An 18,256-nucleotide genomic window follows, 5' to 3' on the forward strand; every position below is an offset into this window, starting at 1 on the left:
GGGCTAGTTTTGACGATGAATTCAGGGCTGAGCTTATCTTTGGTTAATACTTGTTAACAAAGTATGCTCTCACCCTGATTACCCATTTAGGTATAACTTCTAATCCTTTAGATAAGCTTGTTTTACCATGCTTTAAATTACTTAACTCTACTAATGCATCTCTTTTTTCTGATGCTTTTCTGTTGACTCTACGGTTGATCTTAAGAGATTTCTCTAGGAAGTTGCTTGGATTATTAATGAAAAAGTCACTTAGATCTTTTAATGTCGTTTTAAATAAAACATTAATTTTGGCTGTTTCTTTTGCCTCAGTAAGGTTTAAAGCTTCAATTTCTTGTAAGTTATAATTTAGTTTAAGATTTATCAGAAAGAGTTCAGGGCAGTAATATTCTAAAAGCTCAGGAAATTTTTCATAAATATCAGTGATAACTAAGTGTAAATTTTGGGCTTCCTCAAATGTAATGCTTTCTAGCTTATTTTTTGAGAAATAAGTAATTAGCCTTTTATGAACTTCTTTATCATGTATTGACTTCGCTAGCCTATCAATATTAGGAACCAAATTTTCTTCGACAACAAACTTTTTGTATTGAGCTATGAGGTCTGGACATTTTACTGGAGTAATTTTAATCATTTTTTTTCAGGAACATTTCTTGAATGTCTTTATCTGGTATTTGTTTTATTAGGTACCTATCAAGGGAGCTAATTTTTTTATATTTCTTAGCTAAAAATAGTTGCTCGATAGTTTCTCTGGCTAATTCGCCAAATGTAGAGTCCAAGTGCATACCATCGAGGTATAAGTCGTTAATTCTGGTGCCGAAACCATTTGATTTTTCCTGTGTTATTTTGCCATCAATCTTAGTAATTGAAACTATATCATCGGGTAGAAAGTCACTTAGTATGATAGGAGAGTGTGTTGTCAAAATTGTATTTATAGTTGCTCGTTTCATTCTATTATGGTCTTTAAAGTGGTTTATTATATCAATAACCTCACTAACAACTTTTCTTTGCCACTCTGGGTGAAGGTAGGCATCTATTTCATCTACAAGTAACTGAATATTTGAATAGCCTCGTGAAATTAGTTGTTGTATGCCAGTGAAAATACGAGATTGTAGCTTTAATCTTGCCTCCTCACCCGAACTCAGACCATACCAACCATATGTAAAGTTATCACCAGTAAAGTAATTTAGATCGTTAAATTTTTCAGAGATTTCAGCTATTAGATGACTGTCATCAATATCGAAATAAATATATTTGGTATCAGATAGTATGCTTATATTTTTATCTAGTAATGATTGAGTCATTTCTTCTAGTTCATTTCTAAAGCTTTCGGACTCATACACTACATCTTCAACTGCATCATTTTTATCGAGGAGGTTATTTTCATCAATATGATATTTAATAATTTCAGGTACTCTTTCATTTGAACGTGAAGCTAGGAAAATGATATTTATATAAAACCACGCCCTATCATTTGGATCACTTATTTTTAAAGAGGCTTTTTTTAAGAAGTCACTTATCAAAAAGTTGTGTATATACCAAAATACATCATCGCTATGCCTGTGATTTTTTATATTTGATAGTAAGTACTTGGTTAAAGATTTTTTTATTACAGTCCCAGTTATTTGGTGCTCTCTAGAAATATTATTTATCGAGAATGTTATTTCGTTATTTTCTAAGGCTCTTTCTTTATTCTTATCAGCTTCTTCCATTACTAAATGATGAAAGTGGCGATTTTTCAATAAGTTAGAAACATTCTCATTAGTTAGCTTATTTACTGCTTGTTCAAGGTAATTTTTACTTGAGGGGTAAATGTGGAACCTAAATGATAAAGGTGCTCCAATTACACTTTTTTTATAGTTGAAATATTCAGCATACTTTAATTCCCTAGCAACCTCAGCCATAAGAATTTTTTTCTTTGCGACTCTTTTTTCAAGGAATTTATTTGAAGATAACTTTAGTACATTCTTTTTTTCTTTACTGTGTTCATTGAAAGTAAATTTATTTAAGTCAAAAAGGTTGGTTATAAAAAGTAGACTAGACCTGTTGTTTGATTCGTACTCATTAATAGGGCTGTCATTAAGGAATATTTCTGATAAAGAGTTGTTTTTTATATAGTACTTTGAGTCAATGTCATTCCAGAAAACAGCTGTACCAATACCAACGATTTCGTTGAAGGCTCCTTCAATAAACTCTAAAATTGATGTTTTACCTGCCCCATTTTTGCCAATTATTAGTTTTATATTTTGTCCACGATAATATTTTTCTTTAAATTTACAATGCTGTTTTTTTACATGAATATGAGGTTTATCGAAATCACAGATGAATTTTTGATTCAGATTTACGAAGAGATCTTTAATACCTTTATATTCATCAATGTATATACAAACAAGTTCCATATGAGAAAGCTACAATTTTTATGATAGACATAGACTGCTAGATCCTAAGCATTTTTTAAAGAAGAAAAGTGAAAAAGTTAGATTAAAGTATAAATTTAAGTGAAACTAAAATATCCTTAGTACACTTATGGGTTAGATACTAAGAGAATCTTAGCATAATGTAATTTATTGCTAAGGTTCTCATGGAAACTCCAACACCTTCACGCCTAAAATCTGCAAGAAAAGCAGCAGGTCTTACTCAGCAACAGCTAGGTATGGCATTAGGCATGGAGCCAAACACGGCTAGTGCTCGCATGAACCAATACGAAAAGGGCAAACATGCTCCAGATTTTTTAACTATGAAACGCATTGCTAAAGAGCTAGATGTGCCAGTAGCTTATTTTTATTGTGAAGAAGATGTTTTGGCTAAATTGATATGTGAATTTGGGAAGTTAAGTATAGAAGATCAACAAAGCATCTTAGGTATAGTTTTATCAAAAAAATAAAATCAAAAGCTTGGTTGCATGCGTTCAATTATGTAATCTTGCAACGCTAACCCTTGAAGTTTTTGTTTACAACCATTCACTCTAACCCAAGTTTTACCTGAAGAATTAAAAAAGAGCTTAGGGTTATTAGATTTTGGAACGTTTACTTCTAATACAAATCCAGATTCAACTCCTAAAACCAAATGAAAAATAATTCTAATCTTAGTGGGATCAATGGATGGTTGAATGACATTGATTTTTGCATTGATTACTTTATTTATTTCATCCTTTTGATGAGTGTTTAATTTAAGGCATTTAACAACACCATCGTCACATATGCCCCAAAATATGCTGCCACCCGAACTATTTAAAAAAGCAATTATATATTCATCTACTTGGTTCTGTATGGAATTTGTAGGGCTTAACCCTTTAACCTCTTTAAACTCATGCGTTAAATCTTCTTCAAGTAGGCACTTTTTTCCTTCAATGAATTGGTAGTTTTCTGATTGTGTTGTTTGCTCAAATTGATCTGGTAGTGACTCAAAAAATTTTCGAAGTTGGTTTATTGACCTAGGACTCATTCTAATGGCTTTGGAAAGCTTGCTTAATGTACCATGCTCTTGAAGCAGTGAGTCTAATTGAGCAATAGCTTGTTCTTTTCCAACAAGCTGCCCCCAGCTTTCAATCTTTCTATTTCTTTGTGGTCCACTCTGGAGTCCTCCTGGATAATAAACAGCATTAATTGCATCAAAAGCATTTTGTAAATTCCAGTTTTTATTAATAATCAAATGACAGCACCGTGTTTAATCGTGTTATGTGGATAAGCATTTTGAAGTATTACTTATCATATATTTTTTCTATCAAAGAAATGTTGATGAGCAGATTCTGAAATATCACATCCGATAGCTTGTCGATTTAAGTTATTGGCTGCTACTAAAGTTGCTCCTGAGCCAAAAAAAGGGTCAGCGACGATTTCATTTTCATTACTGCTTTGAGAGATGAGCGTTTCAATTAACTTAACTGGTTTTTCAGTAGGGTAGCCTCTGGTTACTCTTTTACAAGTGAGGATATCTGGAACACTTAGATCATTTAACTTGCGCTTACCTTTCTCGAAAAAAAGAATATATTCGTGTCTAGCTCTGTAATGATAACCCATTCCAATAGTCACTTTATCCCAAACTATTGGTTTCCAAAATTTGAAACCTACTTTTTCAGCAATTGGTTTAATATAAAACATTGTTTCTTGATCGCAGAATAGATAAAAATGCGAGCCTTTTTGTAGCACTCTGTATATTTCTGTTAAAAGTTCTTCAAAGCGACTATTTGGAAATATGTCGAACCATTGATTGCTTGACGATTTACTTACTTTAAGGCGAGTGGTTGTTCCTATTTTTCGATGTTTTTCTAATGATTCGTAGGGTGGGTCGGTAATGAAAAGATCAACACTTTCGGTTGAAAGTGTTGATAACCAGTTTACTGCATCGTCTTTATGTACTTGCATTAAATATCTTCAGTTAAAGTGTGCTGCATAAACGACCATTATGTGAGTTTTTTGATGAAGTTCCCCTTGGTAAATGACGGCAATCTATGCAATAGCTCTGGAAACCATCGGGGTTTTTTGACGACTTACGTGCGGGTGTTTTACCAAATGAGTTAGGGTAAGAATGAAAAACATGCTCCGAACCATTTGCGTCTGAACAATGAGGACAAGATTTAAATCTTTTTCCTGTAACAGGGTCGGCTTTTATGATCATTCCACTATTGAGTGCTTTATTGCAGCAGCTACAAGCCATAAGAATCTCCTTATAAGTTAGCTTTGTTTGATTTTTAAAATGTTACGAGACATTAATACATCCTATAGAAATGCTGTAACACACTTTACATTATCAGATATTGTACTTTTGTGAAGTACTAGTATTTTAACGATAATTATTTTTGACTATCTAATTAATTTAACCTAAACCTAAACTAAGATTTTCTTAGTTTAGGTTGGCGATGCATTTTTTAGTTCAAACAAAACCTTATCCTGATGAAGCGCTTGAAAGCTATTTAATAAGGCTTGCAAGTGATAACTCATACGATGGCTATAGTGAGCTTGCTGATATTTTATGGCAATGGCTTGCAGAGCAAGATCATGAGCTCGAAGGTGCATTGCCGTTAGAGCTAAAAAAGGTTGATGTTTATCATGCTAGGCAAGCAAGTAGCTTTAGAATAAGAGCGCTCAAGTTAGTAGCCCAATTAGCAGATGTTAATGCTGGTGACATTCTTGAGCTTGCATGTCGGCGCAGCAACTTTAAATTTGGCAACCTAGCAGCAGTAAGCCGTAATGAACTGACTATTCCCCTTGAACTACTTCGCACTGATAACATACCTGTTTGTATTGAATGCTTGTATGAGTCTTCATATATTCCTTTTTATTGGCATTTAAAGCCCTATAAAGCGTGTTATAAACATAAAACACAATTGACTACCCATTGTGGTGAATGTCATAACTTAATTGATTACAGAGCTTCTGAGGCGTTTCTAGAATGTAATTGCGGTTGTAAACTAACCAATAGTGAACAGTTAAACGATGCAGACTTTAAAATTGCATCTGCGCTTGCAGGTAATAACAGCGATAAAATAGTGGGATTGATATCATGGTTTGCAAAGGATAAGCAACTTGATGTAAGCGATTCTGGCTTTAACCGTGCCTTTGTTGATTACTTTAGTACTTGGCCTGATGGCCTTATCACTGAACTAGATATACTTACAAACAATGCGCGGCTCAAACAACTTAACCCTTTTAATAAAACTAAGTTTAACTCTGTATATGGTGATTTACTCCGTGATGGTCAAATTGCAGCAACAAGTAACCGTAAAAACAAATTACTTGATGAGATTATTAATTACTTTGTTGAATTAGTTGATAGTAACCCTAAAGCTAAACACCCAAATATTGCTGACTTACTACTTTGCGCTTTTGATGCAGCAGTATTGTTAAACACAACCACAGAGCAAGTTTACAGGCTTCACCAAGAAGGCTTTTTAAACTGTGCTTATCCACAAAAAATACACGAACAGCTCAGAGCTGATAGCCATGTATTTTATTTACGCCAAGTTATTGAACTACAGCAAGCATTCGCAGCTGAAAAACCTCAAACAAAAAAACAATTTATAGCGCCGTGGTAACTTATGGACTTACAAGATGCATTTGCAATTGAATCACCGAAAGAAAAAACCACAACACTTAGAAAATTGTTTGCACCATATACACCTCTTGTTGCGGTAGATGGTCTTGAAGAACAAGCGCTGACTGTGCTCATTAACCTAGTTTATAAACGAAGTGAAATTGATGATTTAACAAGTGTAAGAGCCGCTAAAAGTGTATTACGTGATGAAGTGCTACTTAGTAAGTGTATTAACGAGGTTAAATGGTTTCATACTCATAATTTAAAATACCCTGATATACGAGTAAGCCATCAGCGTTTAATTAGTAAGGTTGTAAGTGAAGATATTGCAGGTATTTGCAGTCGGTCATTACCTTTGAGTTTTGGTTGGTCGCACAACAGTGCTGAAATTAATCATGCAAAGCTATTTTTAACCTCATTTATTTGGCAAGGTAAAGTGACTTGTTTAGCAAAGTTATTAATTGCTGAAGAGCCTTTTTGGATTAATTTAATAAGAGCATACGGTTTCACAAAAAAGGCAGTTTTAGACATAGCTGGTAAAATAGAACAGCAATTGCCAGTAGCAGAGCTCCCGTTAGAAGTGAGTTCTTTTTCACTACAATTACAAATGCCATTCCAGCAAAGCTATTTCGCTGTTACGCCTGTAGTAAGCCACGCAATGCTAACTAAAATTCAGCAACTCACTGCAGAGCGTAAACTAAACTCTGGTTTAGTTGAGCACTCAAGGCCTGCCAATGTTGGCGATTTGGCAAGCTCAGTAGGCGGTAATGTAAGAGTGTTGCGCTACTTTCCTAAAACATATTCTAAAGCTGTTAACCGCTCTAAAGTAGCCAATAATGATATTGAGAAAGCATTTAAAGTTCGTGCGCTATTAAGTAGTCAATTTCAAGAGGCACTTTTGGTGCTGGTAGGTATTAAGCAGTTTAATACGTTAAGGCAAAAGCGATTAGCGCGAGTCGCCGCTATTAGGCAAGTACGTGTTAGCTTGCAGTTATGGCTTGATAACATTCTTGAAGCTAAAAATAACGCTCAAGAGCAATCTTACCCTGAGTGGGCAAAGCATTACTTAGATCAGAGTATTACTAACTGTATTAGCCAATTTAGTAACATACTAAATGAAAGCCTTGGTAATTTAAGTAAGCTCAAACGCTTTGCATATCACCCTAATTTAATGGGGCTGTTTAAAACGCAGTTAAACTATGTGTTTACTCAGTGTGCAACTGAAGAAGAAACATTAAATGATGAGCAAATAGTGTATGTACATTGCCAAGATATGCGAGTGTTTGATGCCGAGGCAATGGCTAACTCGTATATTCAAGGTATGCCGTCACTTACTGCTTTAAATGGGCTTGCTCATAACTTTGAGCGTAAGCTAAAAAATTTCATAGACCCTTCAATTAAGTGTATTGGTAGTGCCATTTACATTGAAAACTATCAATTACATACAGGTAAACCATTACCTGAGCCAAGCAAGTTAAAACAAGTTGCAGGGTGTAGTCATGTAATAAGATCAGGAATTATCGATAAACCTAAATGCGATATAACACTCGATTTAGTATTTAGACTTTTTGTACCAAATATTGAGATGCTTAATAAATTAAACAGTCAACTTTTAAAGCCCGCACTACCATCTTCATTTTCAGGTGGGACTATGCATCCACCTTCGTTATATCAAAATATTGACTGGTGCCATGTACATACTAAACCGAGCGAGCTGTTTAAAAAGCTTAAAGCAAAATCGTCAAATGGCAGTTGGTTATATCCTTCAAAAAAAGTAGTTAAAAGTTTTGAACAATTAATTGATGCCCTTAACGGTAACTTTAACTTAAGACCCGCAGCAATTGGCTTTGCTGCGCTTGAAGAACCCGTAAAGCGAGATGCAGCCTTACATGAATATCATTGTTATGCTGAGCCCATTATTGGGCTTTTAGAGTGTGTTAGTAACATATCAGTAAAGTACGCGGGCGCTAAGCAGTTCTTTCATGACGCATTTTGGGTTATGGATGTTCAAAAAGAGTCTATGCTTATGAAAAAGTCTAAGTTTGAGTATGAATAATGCAATTACCTCGGCACTTAAGTTACTCGCGTTCGCTCTCACCTAGTAAAGCGGTGTTTTTTTATAAAACACCAGAGTCTGATTTTGAACCGTTACAAATAGAGCAAAATAAATTAGTTGGGCAAAAGTCAGGGTTTGGCGATGCGTATCAAAAGCAAGGTGAAGCTAAAAATTTAGCGCCACAAGATCTCGCTTTTGGTAACCCACAAACAATTGATGTGTGCTACGTGCCTCCAACAGTAAATGAGGTATTTTGCCGTTTTTCACTAAGAGTTGAGGCTAATGGTATTGAGCCACATGTTTGTGATGATCCTAAAGTTATTTATTGGTTAAAACGTTTTTTTGAAACCTATAAAAAGCACAATGGCCTTAATGAAGTGGCAACTCGCTACGCTAAAAATATACTGATGGGCAACTGGCTTTGGCGCAACCGCCAATCACCGAATATTGACATTGAAATACTTACTGAACATACAGCCCCGATCATTGTTGAAGGTGCACAAAAACTAAAATGGCAAGGCAATTGGCAAAATAATCAAACAGCATTATTAACGTTGTCAGAAGCTATTCAAGAAGGGCTTAGTAACCCTCAAAATTATTGTTATTTAGATATAACCGCAAAAATTAAAAATGCATTTAGCCAAGAGGTTCACCCTAGTCAAAAGTTTGTAGATACTGTTGAACAAGGCATGTCATCTAAACAGCTTGCTTACACCCAAGTGGGCGATAAAAAAGCAGCAAGTTTAAACTCACAAAAAGTAGGGGCTGCGATTCAAACTATTGATGATTGGTATGAGGGAGGCTACAAACCTATACGCACTCATGAGTATGGCGCAGATAAGCAAATATTAGTTGCACACAGAACACCTAAGACCCATTCGGACTTTTATTCATTACTCCCGCGTATTGCTTTGCATATAAAGCACATGGAAAAGCATGGTTTAGAGCAAAGTGAAGCATCAAATGCAATCCACTTTATTGCGGCAGTTTTGATTAAAGGTGGCTTGTTCCAAAGGAGTAAAGCTTGAAACGCTATTATTTTACCATTACTTATTTACCCAAAAATTGTGATGTAAGCCTTCTTGCAGGCCGTTGCATTGGCATTTTGCATGGGTTTATGAGTTCACGCGAAATTAGTAATATAGGTGTGTGTTTTCCTAATTGGAATGAGCAAACCATAGGCGACCAAATTGCATTTGTATCGACAGATAAAAAGCAATTAACCAACTTATCTCAGCAAAGCTATTTTGAGATGATGGCTCATGATAAGTTATTTGGCTTATCAAAAATACTCGAGGTACCAGTAAACCAAAGAGATGTAATGTTTGTTCGCAACCAATCAATAGCTAAAGCGTTTGTTGGTGAAAAGCAAAGACGGTTAAAACGCGCTAAAAAACGAGCTGAAGCCAGAGGTGAAATTTACAACCCTGAATATAAGTTTGAGGCGAAAGATATAGGTCACTTTCATTCCATACCTGTATCAAGTAAAGCCAATGGGCAAAACTTTGTTCTTCATATACAGAGGATTGAAAAAATAGAATCAATAAAAAGTCAGTTTAACAATTATGGCTTTGCTACAAATCAAACATTTCTAGGAACGGTCCCAGCTTTGAATACCTTATAAAAATTGCTACATAACATTAATAATATTTTCAATGAGTTATAAACTAAATAAAAGTAAAGGTATAATCGTGTAAAAGTCATATAACGGTTTGATAATTATAGAAATATATACTATAAATAATGGTGAACTGCCGAGTAGGCAGCTGAAAATTTGAACTGACCATGTGTCTTTTATCTTGTTGTGTGAACTGCCGAGTAGGCAGCTGAAAATAGGCTTGGAAGTAATCAACCACAACTTGTGACTTTTAACTGCCGAAAAGGTAGAGGCTAATTAGAAAAACCCAGCAGAAGCTGGGTTTTATTTTCATAGATAAATAGCTTTTTTCTTCGCCTTTCTGTGATGATTTTATGTGTAGATTTATGAAGACCTTATCAGTTCAAGTTCGTCAAAATATTTTTTACTATTAGGATAATCTAAGTTTCCATATTATAGCTTAGCCACTATAGCGCAGAAAATATATTAACTTAAAGAAAGCATCTTGTTATCTAACGGAACATCTCGACTTTCGACCTAGTGAATCATTTAAGAATATTTAATCCAAAAATGTCTTTAACTTGAAAAAGAACTTTTTCCGTCTCTATTTGTGACTTTTTGCTCCCTGACTTTAATACCTCAATTAAAAAAGCTTTATCACTTAATAGCTCATTCCTTCTTTTTCTGATAGGACGAAGAAACTCTTGCAAGCACTCTTCCAAAACACTTTTTGTATACCCATCACCTAAACCTCCACGTTGGTAGTGCTCTTTTAATTGCTCCACTAAAGTCAAGTCAGAATGAAACGCATCTAAGTAAGTGAATACTACATTACCTTCAACGCGGCCCGGACTTTCAACAGTTAAGTGATTGGGATCTGTATACATTGATCGTACTGCCTGACGTATCTCTATTTCATTTGAGCCTAGGTTTATAGGCTTTCCATTTGACTTAGACATTTTACTTTTTCCATCCGTACTAGGTAGTCGTGAAGCCTTACTTAACAAGGGGTGGCATTCTTTCAACACACTTTTTTTAGCTAACGAGTTTATCTTTCGAACTATTTCATTTGTTTGCTCAATCATAGGTAATTGATCGTCCCCAACGGGGATTAGGGTAGCATTGAAAGCTGTAATGTCAGCTGCTTGAGATATTGGATATGTCAGGAAACCTGCAGGAATTGACCGTTCGAAACCTTTCTGATGGATTTCATACTTTACGGTAGGATTTCTCTCAAGCCTAGCTATTGTTACAAGATTGCTGTAAAGCATTGTTAATTCAGCTAATGCAGGGAGTTGAGATTGCAAACAAATTGTTGTTAGCTTTGGGTCAATTCCAACAGCCAAGTAATCTGCGACTACATTCAAAATATTCTCAGACACTATGGAAGGATTATTGGCGTTGTCTGTCAACCCTTGCATATCTGCAACAAGAATAGTTTGCTTATGAATTGACTGTAACTCAACTCGTTGTTTTAATGAACCAACATAGTGCCCCAAGTGTAAAGGTCCAGTGGCTCTATCACCCGTTAATATTGTTTCTGCCTGTTTTGTGTGTTTGTTTTTCAAGATGAAATCTCCAAAATAGAAGAGCTACTGGAGATAAAAAAGACCACATTCTTAGCTACCTTCCAGCAGCTATAGAATGTAATAATCCTGCGCCGCTCTATTTAGAGCGCCACCAGATTTTTGATTGTGAAGTGAATAAAATCGTTTTCATACTTTAAATATACCTAAACTAAGTTTGAATGCAATACCGTGTACTTCGAAAGTTTATCCGTTAATGCTTACCCATTAATGTAACAGGAAATACATTTCTAAAAATTATTGCTAGTGTTTGCGTAACTCAACAAAACTAAGTGTTGACTGAGCGATTTTTAATAAATATTCGTGATAGAGTATTAGAAGGGTAGTATTGGAACAAACTATCATCTATCGAAAAGTTGGGCACTTACATTCTTCAGAGTTCTGGAAAAGGCATGCGCCATTATACCTTACCGCTAAGTCACTACATTGGTCGAAGATATCGTTGAACAAATTTAATACGCACATAACAAAATATTTAAGAGTGATTTCCAGTCTTTTGCATTTCTAGTTCAAGGTTGGAGTTCGTATTTAAGGTGAGTGGTTTAGGATTAGTGATTGCCTACCTCACACCTAAATGCAGCATTACCAAGGCTTTCTCGCTTCGGCTCTAAAACGATTTGTCCAAAGGCGGATTATAAATATAACTCGCCTTTGCCCCATTATGAATTGGTACTGAAAATCAAAGCTCTATAAATAAGCCGTGCTTTTATAAACCAGTAACGAATTGAAGTGTTTCCTGTGCGTATGATTGAACGGTTTGTAGATCTAAGCTTTGAATTTTTGTATCAAAACCATCTGCGTGATGAAACCCCTTAGAAAATTCATTAATTTTAGTAAGTTGGCTTATTTGGTTGTGTTTATCAAAGAAGTGACTACTTTGATCAGTCTCATCTCTAATCATCGTAATCATATTCCCTAGCCAAACGCCATCATTAAAATCTCTAGGGTATAAGAAGCGAAGGTGAGCTTCCAAAATAGGGCGAATAGAGCGAGCTACTTCAATCTTTGATTCATCTTTTGCGTCAGCAACAAATTCATAAAGCTTATTATATTCTTTGTGGTAAGAGTGAAGGACGAGAGAGTCATAGTTGCTTCTCTCTATCATTCTACTAGAAATGTATTGAGAACTGTCAGCATTAAGAGGATCTGATTTTTTATATGACACAGAGATCTCAAAGCACTTGGTATGTTGAGATAATATAGAGTATTTCTGTATCTCTGATAAGAAAAATGGATCGTGACTAAATACGATGGTTTGATAAGCGTTGTTAATTAGTTTTTCGATCTCAAAGATAGTTGCATCTTTGCGGTAGTTATCTAAGGAAGACATTGGGTCGTCTAAAACAACTATAGAATTGTCACAATTTGTCTTAGCAAACTTAGATAAGAAGAATGCTAGAGCGAGAGCAGATCTATCTCCGAGACTCAAAACGTGCTCAAAAATGTGTTTATTATCGTCCACATTCTCAACTGAAAGCTCTTTGTCGATAAAGGTTATGACATACTTAAGTCGAGTTGAACCGCCTTTACCTTTATTGTCCTTATCAAGCTCTTTGATTCTTATCATAGAGTGAAAGTTTTTTAATAGCTGGTTGATAGAGTCTTTATGCTCTTTAATGCTACTTTCCTGTTCTATATCAATTTCTTTTTTTAGTTTTTTGACTTTCTTAGTCTTGTCTTTTTTATCATCTGACAGAGACTTGTGATTATCCAAATCGTTTATTACAGAGGTTTCGAAGCGTTTCTTAGTTTCTTCAATACCGTCGATTTTGGCTTGCAATGCTTGAGAAGAGCCAGTTGCTAGTTCATTTAAAAATTTAGTGACTTGCTCGTTAAACTCTTCCACTTGTCTGTTGTACGCTGAGAAATCAACCCCATCAAATAGTTTGCCTAATAGTTGGTTGAATTTAGATAAATCAGTTTCTAACAATAAATCCTTTTTCTTCTCTTTGATCAGGTTGACACACTCAAGTCCGATTGATGTTGATAATGAATTAAGGTATTTGAAGTCATATTCAAGAGCGAAGCCTTGAATGCGATCTGACCAAGTATTGGTAATCTCATTATTAAATTTTACTATTGCTTCTAAATCTTCAATCTTACTACTAATGGCATTTACTTCTGATTCGAATTGTTTACTATCACGCTCAAATTTATCACTAGCTTTATTGTACGAATCACTAATAAAATCCTGATACAAAAGAAAAATTTGCGAGTTTGCAAGGGGTTGAGCGCAAAAAGGACAATTATCTGATTCGTTTATTAGTTGAGTGCCAGTTTCAATCCATTTAACATCACGTTCCTTAAGGTTATTTGTAATGTGCAGCTCCACTTTTTCTTTTGCTTCTTTTGACAGGCTCTCGATGCTCACTTTGAAGAAATTTATATCTAAATCAGGCTTAGTTAGAGTCAAGGGAGTGAGGTTTTTACGGCTCTTGTAGTGTTCAGCAATTTTCAAATCTAGGATTTGAGCTTCAAGATTTGCAATTTCAGCATCAGCATTAGGAGTAGCTTTTATATCACGGATTTTTGCAACTGTTTTGCTGGGAAATTTCGTAGTAAGTCGCGTATCAATTGGGCTTAGCTGAGAGTTGATAGTGTCAATTTCTGCCTTAAGCGCATCAATCTCTTGTTCCTTTAATACTGATACTTTACCTAATGAAAATTCATAATAGTTGGTAAGTTGACTACGATCTTTAGCATTGGGAATATAAAGATTACTGTCAATGAACTCTTGGTTGAATACCTGGAAATTGAACGGCGTTTGAAGCGAGTTTAGCGTTACATTTGCACCACCTATTCGAAGAGATAGAGCTGTGATACCATCAGACTCTAAAGGCTTTAACGCTTCTATAGCTGCTTTGTTGTTTTCATTTATAAAAGTAAAGATCTTACTTAAAGTAGACTTACCAGAGCCGTTGCGCCCGTAGATTAAGTTGAGCTTATCAAACCCTTGAGATAACCCTCCTTTATGTTGCCATTGCTTGATGTTTTCAATTTTTATTATTTTTTCTAGCATTTAGAGTCCTTTCTATAGTTACTGGTTTTATTGAAGCCTAAGTTTTCCTATCTTAAGTATCCAATATTAGCTGTTATTAAATCAAAAAAGTATGAGGGAAATGAAAAATAAATGATGCGAATCAGTTTCTGTCCAAAAAAATAGCTGAGCGAACGTCTGGTTTAGCCTCAAAGTAGACATTTAGAGTTTTAGTTACCATTTTTGAGGCGGGTAGATTTTAGTGAGTAATAAAGTTGTGTAACAAAGTAAGGTGATGCTTTTTAATATGAGGTAGAAGTGACTTTATTGAATCTAGATTAACTTAGTTCATTAAGTTTAGTTTCTACGCTTTGCTAGTGGAATATATTTGCATTCCATTTTTTTAGAATCTTCCTTGAACCTCTTAACAAAAGTAATCTTTGGGCATTTTATGCCATTATATGCTTCAATATTATGCCAACTTATACTTCACTTGTGCCGTTGTAGCTCAATGAATTCGTATTCAGCTATGTCAACTTATACTTCAAACAACATGGGTGACTTTCTTCATTTAAATTCCATTTTAAAGCTTTCTTTAAACTCTTTTTTATTCTGTATTAGTTAAACTCAACTTTAAGTATGTTTTTTTAAGTTATCGAGACATCCACTTTAGAGTTATCTAGACACCCATATTAAAAATGTGAACTTCGTTTTTATGTACATGATTGATTTGAAGGAGACTCTGTTAATCAGGTACAGGTTATAATTATTAAGACACCCAATAGTAGGAGTTTTTAATAGCTAACTCTAAGAGCAACTAGTTTAGTCGCTCAAAATTAATTAACTAAATAAATCTATACATCAAAATGTTATGTTTACAAGATTTTGTAGGGCATTGCCTGAATAGTACCTGATTTCGGGCAAGCTTAGTCCAAAGGCAGGTTACTTTAAACATTTTCGAGTTTCAGTTTAGGCAAATAGTGCACGACTAGTGCTAATAGAGCTTCTTCGTTTTCGTTTCATGTGATTTGCATAAGCAGTTATAGCTTGCTCTTTACCAGCCGTATTTTTAAACGAGCGGGTAAAGGAAGTGGTGAGTGTAAGCCAGTTGTCAGTACAAATATCTAGTCTTTCAAGTATTGGTAACGCATTTTCTGGGATTGTCCCTGGCTTATCTTCTCGTATTGAACGGCCTGTCCAATCTACAAGTTGCAGATATGTCTTGAGCTCAAATGGTAGTCCCTTAGGCATATGTTTACGTGTCTTACCTGCAAAGCGCATAAGTGATTTTGGTTGCTTATTATTATGAGATGCATTAATTCTAGATTTAATACTGGTGTAGTCAGATTGCTCAGGTAAATCAGCCGCTTTTGCTCTAACAGGATTTAAATCAACATAAGTAAGGCATGCAGCAAGTGCAGCTTCATCCAGCAAGGCTTGTGATTTAAAGCGACCTTCCCAAAACCGTCCTTTGCACTCATCTTCTTGATTCGCTTTTCGTGCAATACCCTCATTAAGAACTCGCATAAACCAACTAATACTGCTAAGCCGTTCTCGATATAAATTTACTCTGGCATTAACCGAAGCGAGTTCAGCTTGTGTTAGTAATTCGCCATTTAAGAACCGTTGGCATAAGAATGTACTTTTAAATAACTTGTGCCATCTAATCAGAATCGCTTTATTGTTCAGGCGCTTTGCCTTTGCTATATCAATGTGAAGAACTAGATGAGTGTGATTACTCATAACCGCGTAGGCACAAATATCAATACAAAATACCCGGCCAAGTTGAAGTAGTTTCTTTTCAACCCAATCGCGCCGGTGTTCATATGAACGACCCGTTAGTGGATCTTGCCCGCACAAATAAGCGCGACGAACGCAGCGTGAAATACAATGGTAGTAAGGTGTATTTGAAATGCTAATTAAGTTTCTACGTGGGGTTGCCATGCTCTTCTCCTCCATGAGTTGAACAATTTAAGTTTAGTCATAATTTTGAGAAGTGAGAAATTTTAAGTTGGGTGTCTAGTTAGAGGTTTTTTCATAGGTTTAACTCTGTGGAGTGATGGAAATAAATATGGGTGTCTTGTTAGTAGAGTAATGTATTATTTGATCCCATAGCTTTAGTTATGGGATCAAATTTGGTTATTTAGAGTAAGTAGAGTGAGGCGGTAAGTTATTTTACAAATACTCTAAACCCCCATGCTGGAATTGTAAGTTCTGTTGTTTGAGCAAATTCTATTTCTTGCTTTGAAAAAGCATCAGTGTATTTACCTAAAAACAATGGCTCTTTAAAGCTAACTGTTTGTGGCTCTTTCGATAGATTGAATACGGCAAATACTTTATCGTTGCCTTTTGCACGAACAAAGCTTAGCACTTGTTTTGGTGCGCTGTTTGGTACATGTACCATGCGGCCGCCAAATTGGCCATTCCACAGAGCTTCATTACTATGTTTGAGTGCAAATAGTGATTGGTATAAATCACCAATGGGGTGCTTTTGCCATTTGATTGGGTCTCGTTCGAAAAAGGCGAGGCGTTTATCGTTACCTGCCTCTTGGCCGTTGTAAATCATAGGGAAGCCTTCGCCAACGACAGATAATGCAATAACGGCTTCAAGTGCATCGCCATAGTTTTCGAACATGGTGCCTTCCCATGCATTTGTGTCATGGTTGGCAACACCCACAAGGCGATAAGCTTCTGCTGGGAATGCACTTTCGTTCCATGAGTAATAAACGAAGAGGGCGCTGACATCTGCATGGCCATTTACGATTTTATGCATGTGCTCAGACCAAGACCACGCGTAAGTCATATCAAAGGCTTCGGCATGTAAATCGCGAGACTCCCACTCAGCCAGCATTAAAACAGGCTTTATGTTATCAAGCTCACGGCGGACGTTATTCCAAAAATCTACCGGCACAAAGCCAGCTACATCACAGCGATAGCCATCAATACCGACTTCTTTTACCCAGTATTTCATCGATTCTGTCATGTATTCACGTAGAGCAGGTTTTGAATAATCAAAATCAATAATGTCAGACCAATCCCACCACGGTGTTGGCCTAAATTGGCCTTTGTAGTCTCGGTCGTACCAATCGGGATGTTCAAATCGAAGCCAGTTATCCCATGCACTGTGGTTTGCTACCCAATCTAAAATGACGTACATCCCCATATCATGGGCTTTGTTCACAAAGGCTTTAAGGTCTTCTAGTGTGCCAAACTCAGGGTTTACTTTACGGTAATCTTTTACAGAATAAGGGCTGCCTAAACTGCCTTTTCGGTTTTCTTCACCAATCGGGTTTATGGGCATAAGCCAAATAATATCAACGCCTAACTCTTTCAAGCGTGGCAATTGCTGCCGTGCTGCATTAAAGGTGCCTTCTTTAGTGAATTGACGCGTATTTAATTGATAAAGCACCGCCTTTTTTGACCACTCAGGATGAGTTAGTTTTACGTAAGGCTTGGGCTCATAGGCAGTGTTTGTAGTTTTAGTGTGTGTACATGCAGTAATGAGACTTAGTAATAAAATAAGCAAACTTTTGGTTAGCAATGAATTCATATCAGGCCTTGTTGTCGAATAAAGGTGTTGTATGAAAAAACAACACTTCGACTAAATATATACCCTGAGCTAATATTTACAATTAAATGCATACGTATTCACAATGTGGTTACATAATCGATTAAGTAGCAATATTACGCTTAATTATATTTGGATGGGGGCTAAATACTTAAATGATTAAATAGGGTGGTAATATGTAAAACGACAGCAAGGTAAAGCTAAGCTGTCGTTTAAATATGCCGAGCTAGGCTGAAATCATAAAAGTAGATTTACTGGCATCCCAGCTGATCAGTTTTTTAATTTCTAGCTCTTTTATAATGGTTAGTAATTCAGAGTCACTTAGGCAGCAGCCTTGTTTTAATGTATCGAGTGATATCTCTTTATTACGGCTATGAAGCTTAGAGGCCAACATAATACGGTAGATTAATTTTGACTTACGGTTCATAACGCATCTCCTCCACAT

14 protein-coding genes are annotated in these 18,256 nt (G+C 35.7%); 5 read left to right on the forward strand and 9 right to left on the reverse strand.

The genetic code is table 11. The features are described from left to right. Positions 1-43: 43 nt before the first annotated feature. Complete coding sequence (locus HUS62_RS06530) at positions 44-628, reverse strand: hypothetical protein (RefSeq protein ID WP_175078935.1); 585 nt, start codon at positions 626-628, stop codon at positions 44-46. Further along, positions 621-2,393, reverse strand: coding sequence for an AAA family ATPase (locus tag HUS62_RS06535; RefSeq protein WP_175078936.1), 1,773 nt, complete (start codon positions 2,391-2,393; stop codon positions 621-623). Before HUS62_RS06535 ends, HUS62_RS06530 begins: the two co-directional genes overlap by 8 nt. A gap of 182 nt (positions 2,394-2,575) precedes the next feature. Between HUS62_RS06535 and HUS62_RS06540 the strand changes: the two genes are divergently transcribed. Further along, positions 2,576-2,878, forward strand: a complete 303-nt coding sequence (locus HUS62_RS06540; protein ID WP_175078937.1) for a helix-turn-helix domain-containing protein — start codon at positions 2,576-2,578, stop codon at positions 2,876-2,878. Between the two features lie 2 nt (positions 2,879-2,880). On the opposite strand, the gene HUS62_RS06545 is transcribed toward HUS62_RS06540, so the two are convergent. Then, positions 2,881-3,645, reverse strand: a complete 765-nt coding sequence (locus HUS62_RS06545) for an ATP-binding protein (RefSeq protein WP_175078938.1) — start codon at positions 3,643-3,645, stop codon at positions 2,881-2,883. 56 nt (positions 3,646-3,701) lie between these two features. Beyond that, positions 3,702-4,358: a site-specific DNA-methyltransferase gene (locus HUS62_RS06550; protein ID WP_175078939.1), complete on the reverse strand. Its 657-nt coding sequence runs from the start codon at positions 4,356-4,358 to the stop codon at positions 3,702-3,704. A gap of 494 nt (positions 4,359-4,852) precedes the next feature. Here HUS62_RS06550 and HUS62_RS06555 point away from each other — a divergent pair, with 494 nt between their 5' ends. The 4 genes from HUS62_RS06555 to cas6f are packed head-to-tail and all read left to right on the forward strand — an operon-like array spanning position 4,853 to position 9,707. Beyond that, positions 4,853-6,028, forward strand: a complete 1,176-nt coding sequence (locus HUS62_RS06555) for a TniQ family protein (RefSeq protein ID WP_175078940.1) — start codon at positions 4,853-4,855, stop codon at positions 6,026-6,028. 3 nt (positions 6,029-6,031) lie between these two features. Next, on the forward strand, positions 6,032-8,083 hold the full coding sequence (locus tag HUS62_RS06560; protein WP_175078941.1) for a type I-F CRISPR-associated protein Csy2: 2,052 nt from the start codon (positions 6,032-6,034) through the stop codon (positions 8,081-8,083). Then, positions 8,083-9,111: a type I-F CRISPR-associated protein Csy3 gene (csy3, locus tag HUS62_RS06565; RefSeq protein WP_175078942.1), complete on the forward strand. Its 1,029-nt coding sequence runs from the start codon at positions 8,083-8,085 to the stop codon at positions 9,109-9,111. The genes HUS62_RS06560 and csy3 overlap by 1 nt, the downstream gene beginning before the upstream one ends. After that, the gene (cas6f, locus tag HUS62_RS06570; protein WP_175078943.1) at positions 9,108-9,707 is read left to right on the forward strand and encodes a type I-F CRISPR-associated endoribonuclease Cas6/Csy4; all 600 of its coding nucleotides are present in this window, start codon (positions 9,108-9,110) and stop codon (positions 9,705-9,707) included. The genes csy3 and cas6f overlap by 4 nt, the downstream gene beginning before the upstream one ends. 518 nt (positions 9,708-10,225) lie before the next feature. Here the strand turns inward: cas6f and trpS are convergent. The 5 genes from trpS to HUS62_RS06595 form a co-directional block, all read right to left on the reverse strand. Continuing rightward, on the reverse strand, positions 10,226-11,248 hold the full coding sequence (gene trpS / locus HUS62_RS06575; protein WP_220094977.1) for a tryptophan--tRNA ligase: 1,023 nt from the start codon (positions 11,246-11,248) through the stop codon (positions 10,226-10,228). Between the two features lie 724 nt (positions 11,249-11,972). Beyond that, the gene (locus tag HUS62_RS06580) at positions 11,973-14,285 is read right to left on the reverse strand and encodes an AAA family ATPase (RefSeq protein ID WP_175078944.1); all 2,313 of its coding nucleotides are present in this window, start codon (positions 14,283-14,285) and stop codon (positions 11,973-11,975) included. Between the two features lie 927 nt (positions 14,286-15,212). After that, positions 15,213-16,187, reverse strand: a complete 975-nt coding sequence (locus HUS62_RS06585; RefSeq protein ID WP_175078945.1) for a transposase — start codon at positions 16,185-16,187, stop codon at positions 15,213-15,215. 226 nt (positions 16,188-16,413) lie between these two features. Next, a complete protein-coding gene (locus tag HUS62_RS06590; protein WP_175078946.1) occupies positions 16,414-17,793 on the reverse strand; it encodes an alpha-amylase family glycosyl hydrolase in 1,380 nt (459 codons plus the stop codon). 244 nt (positions 17,794-18,037) lie between these two features. Beyond that, positions 18,038-18,238 (reverse strand): hypothetical protein, encoded by a 201-nt coding sequence (locus HUS62_RS06595; protein WP_058586260.1) that lies wholly within the window; start codon positions 18,236-18,238, stop codon positions 18,038-18,040. Between the last annotated feature and the right edge of the window lie 18 nt (positions 18,239-18,256).

Origin of the sequence: Pseudoalteromonas sp. 0303, assembly GCF_013349995.1 — a bacterium.
Taxonomy (GTDB): Bacteria; Pseudomonadota; Gammaproteobacteria; order Enterobacterales; family Alteromonadaceae; genus Pseudoalteromonas.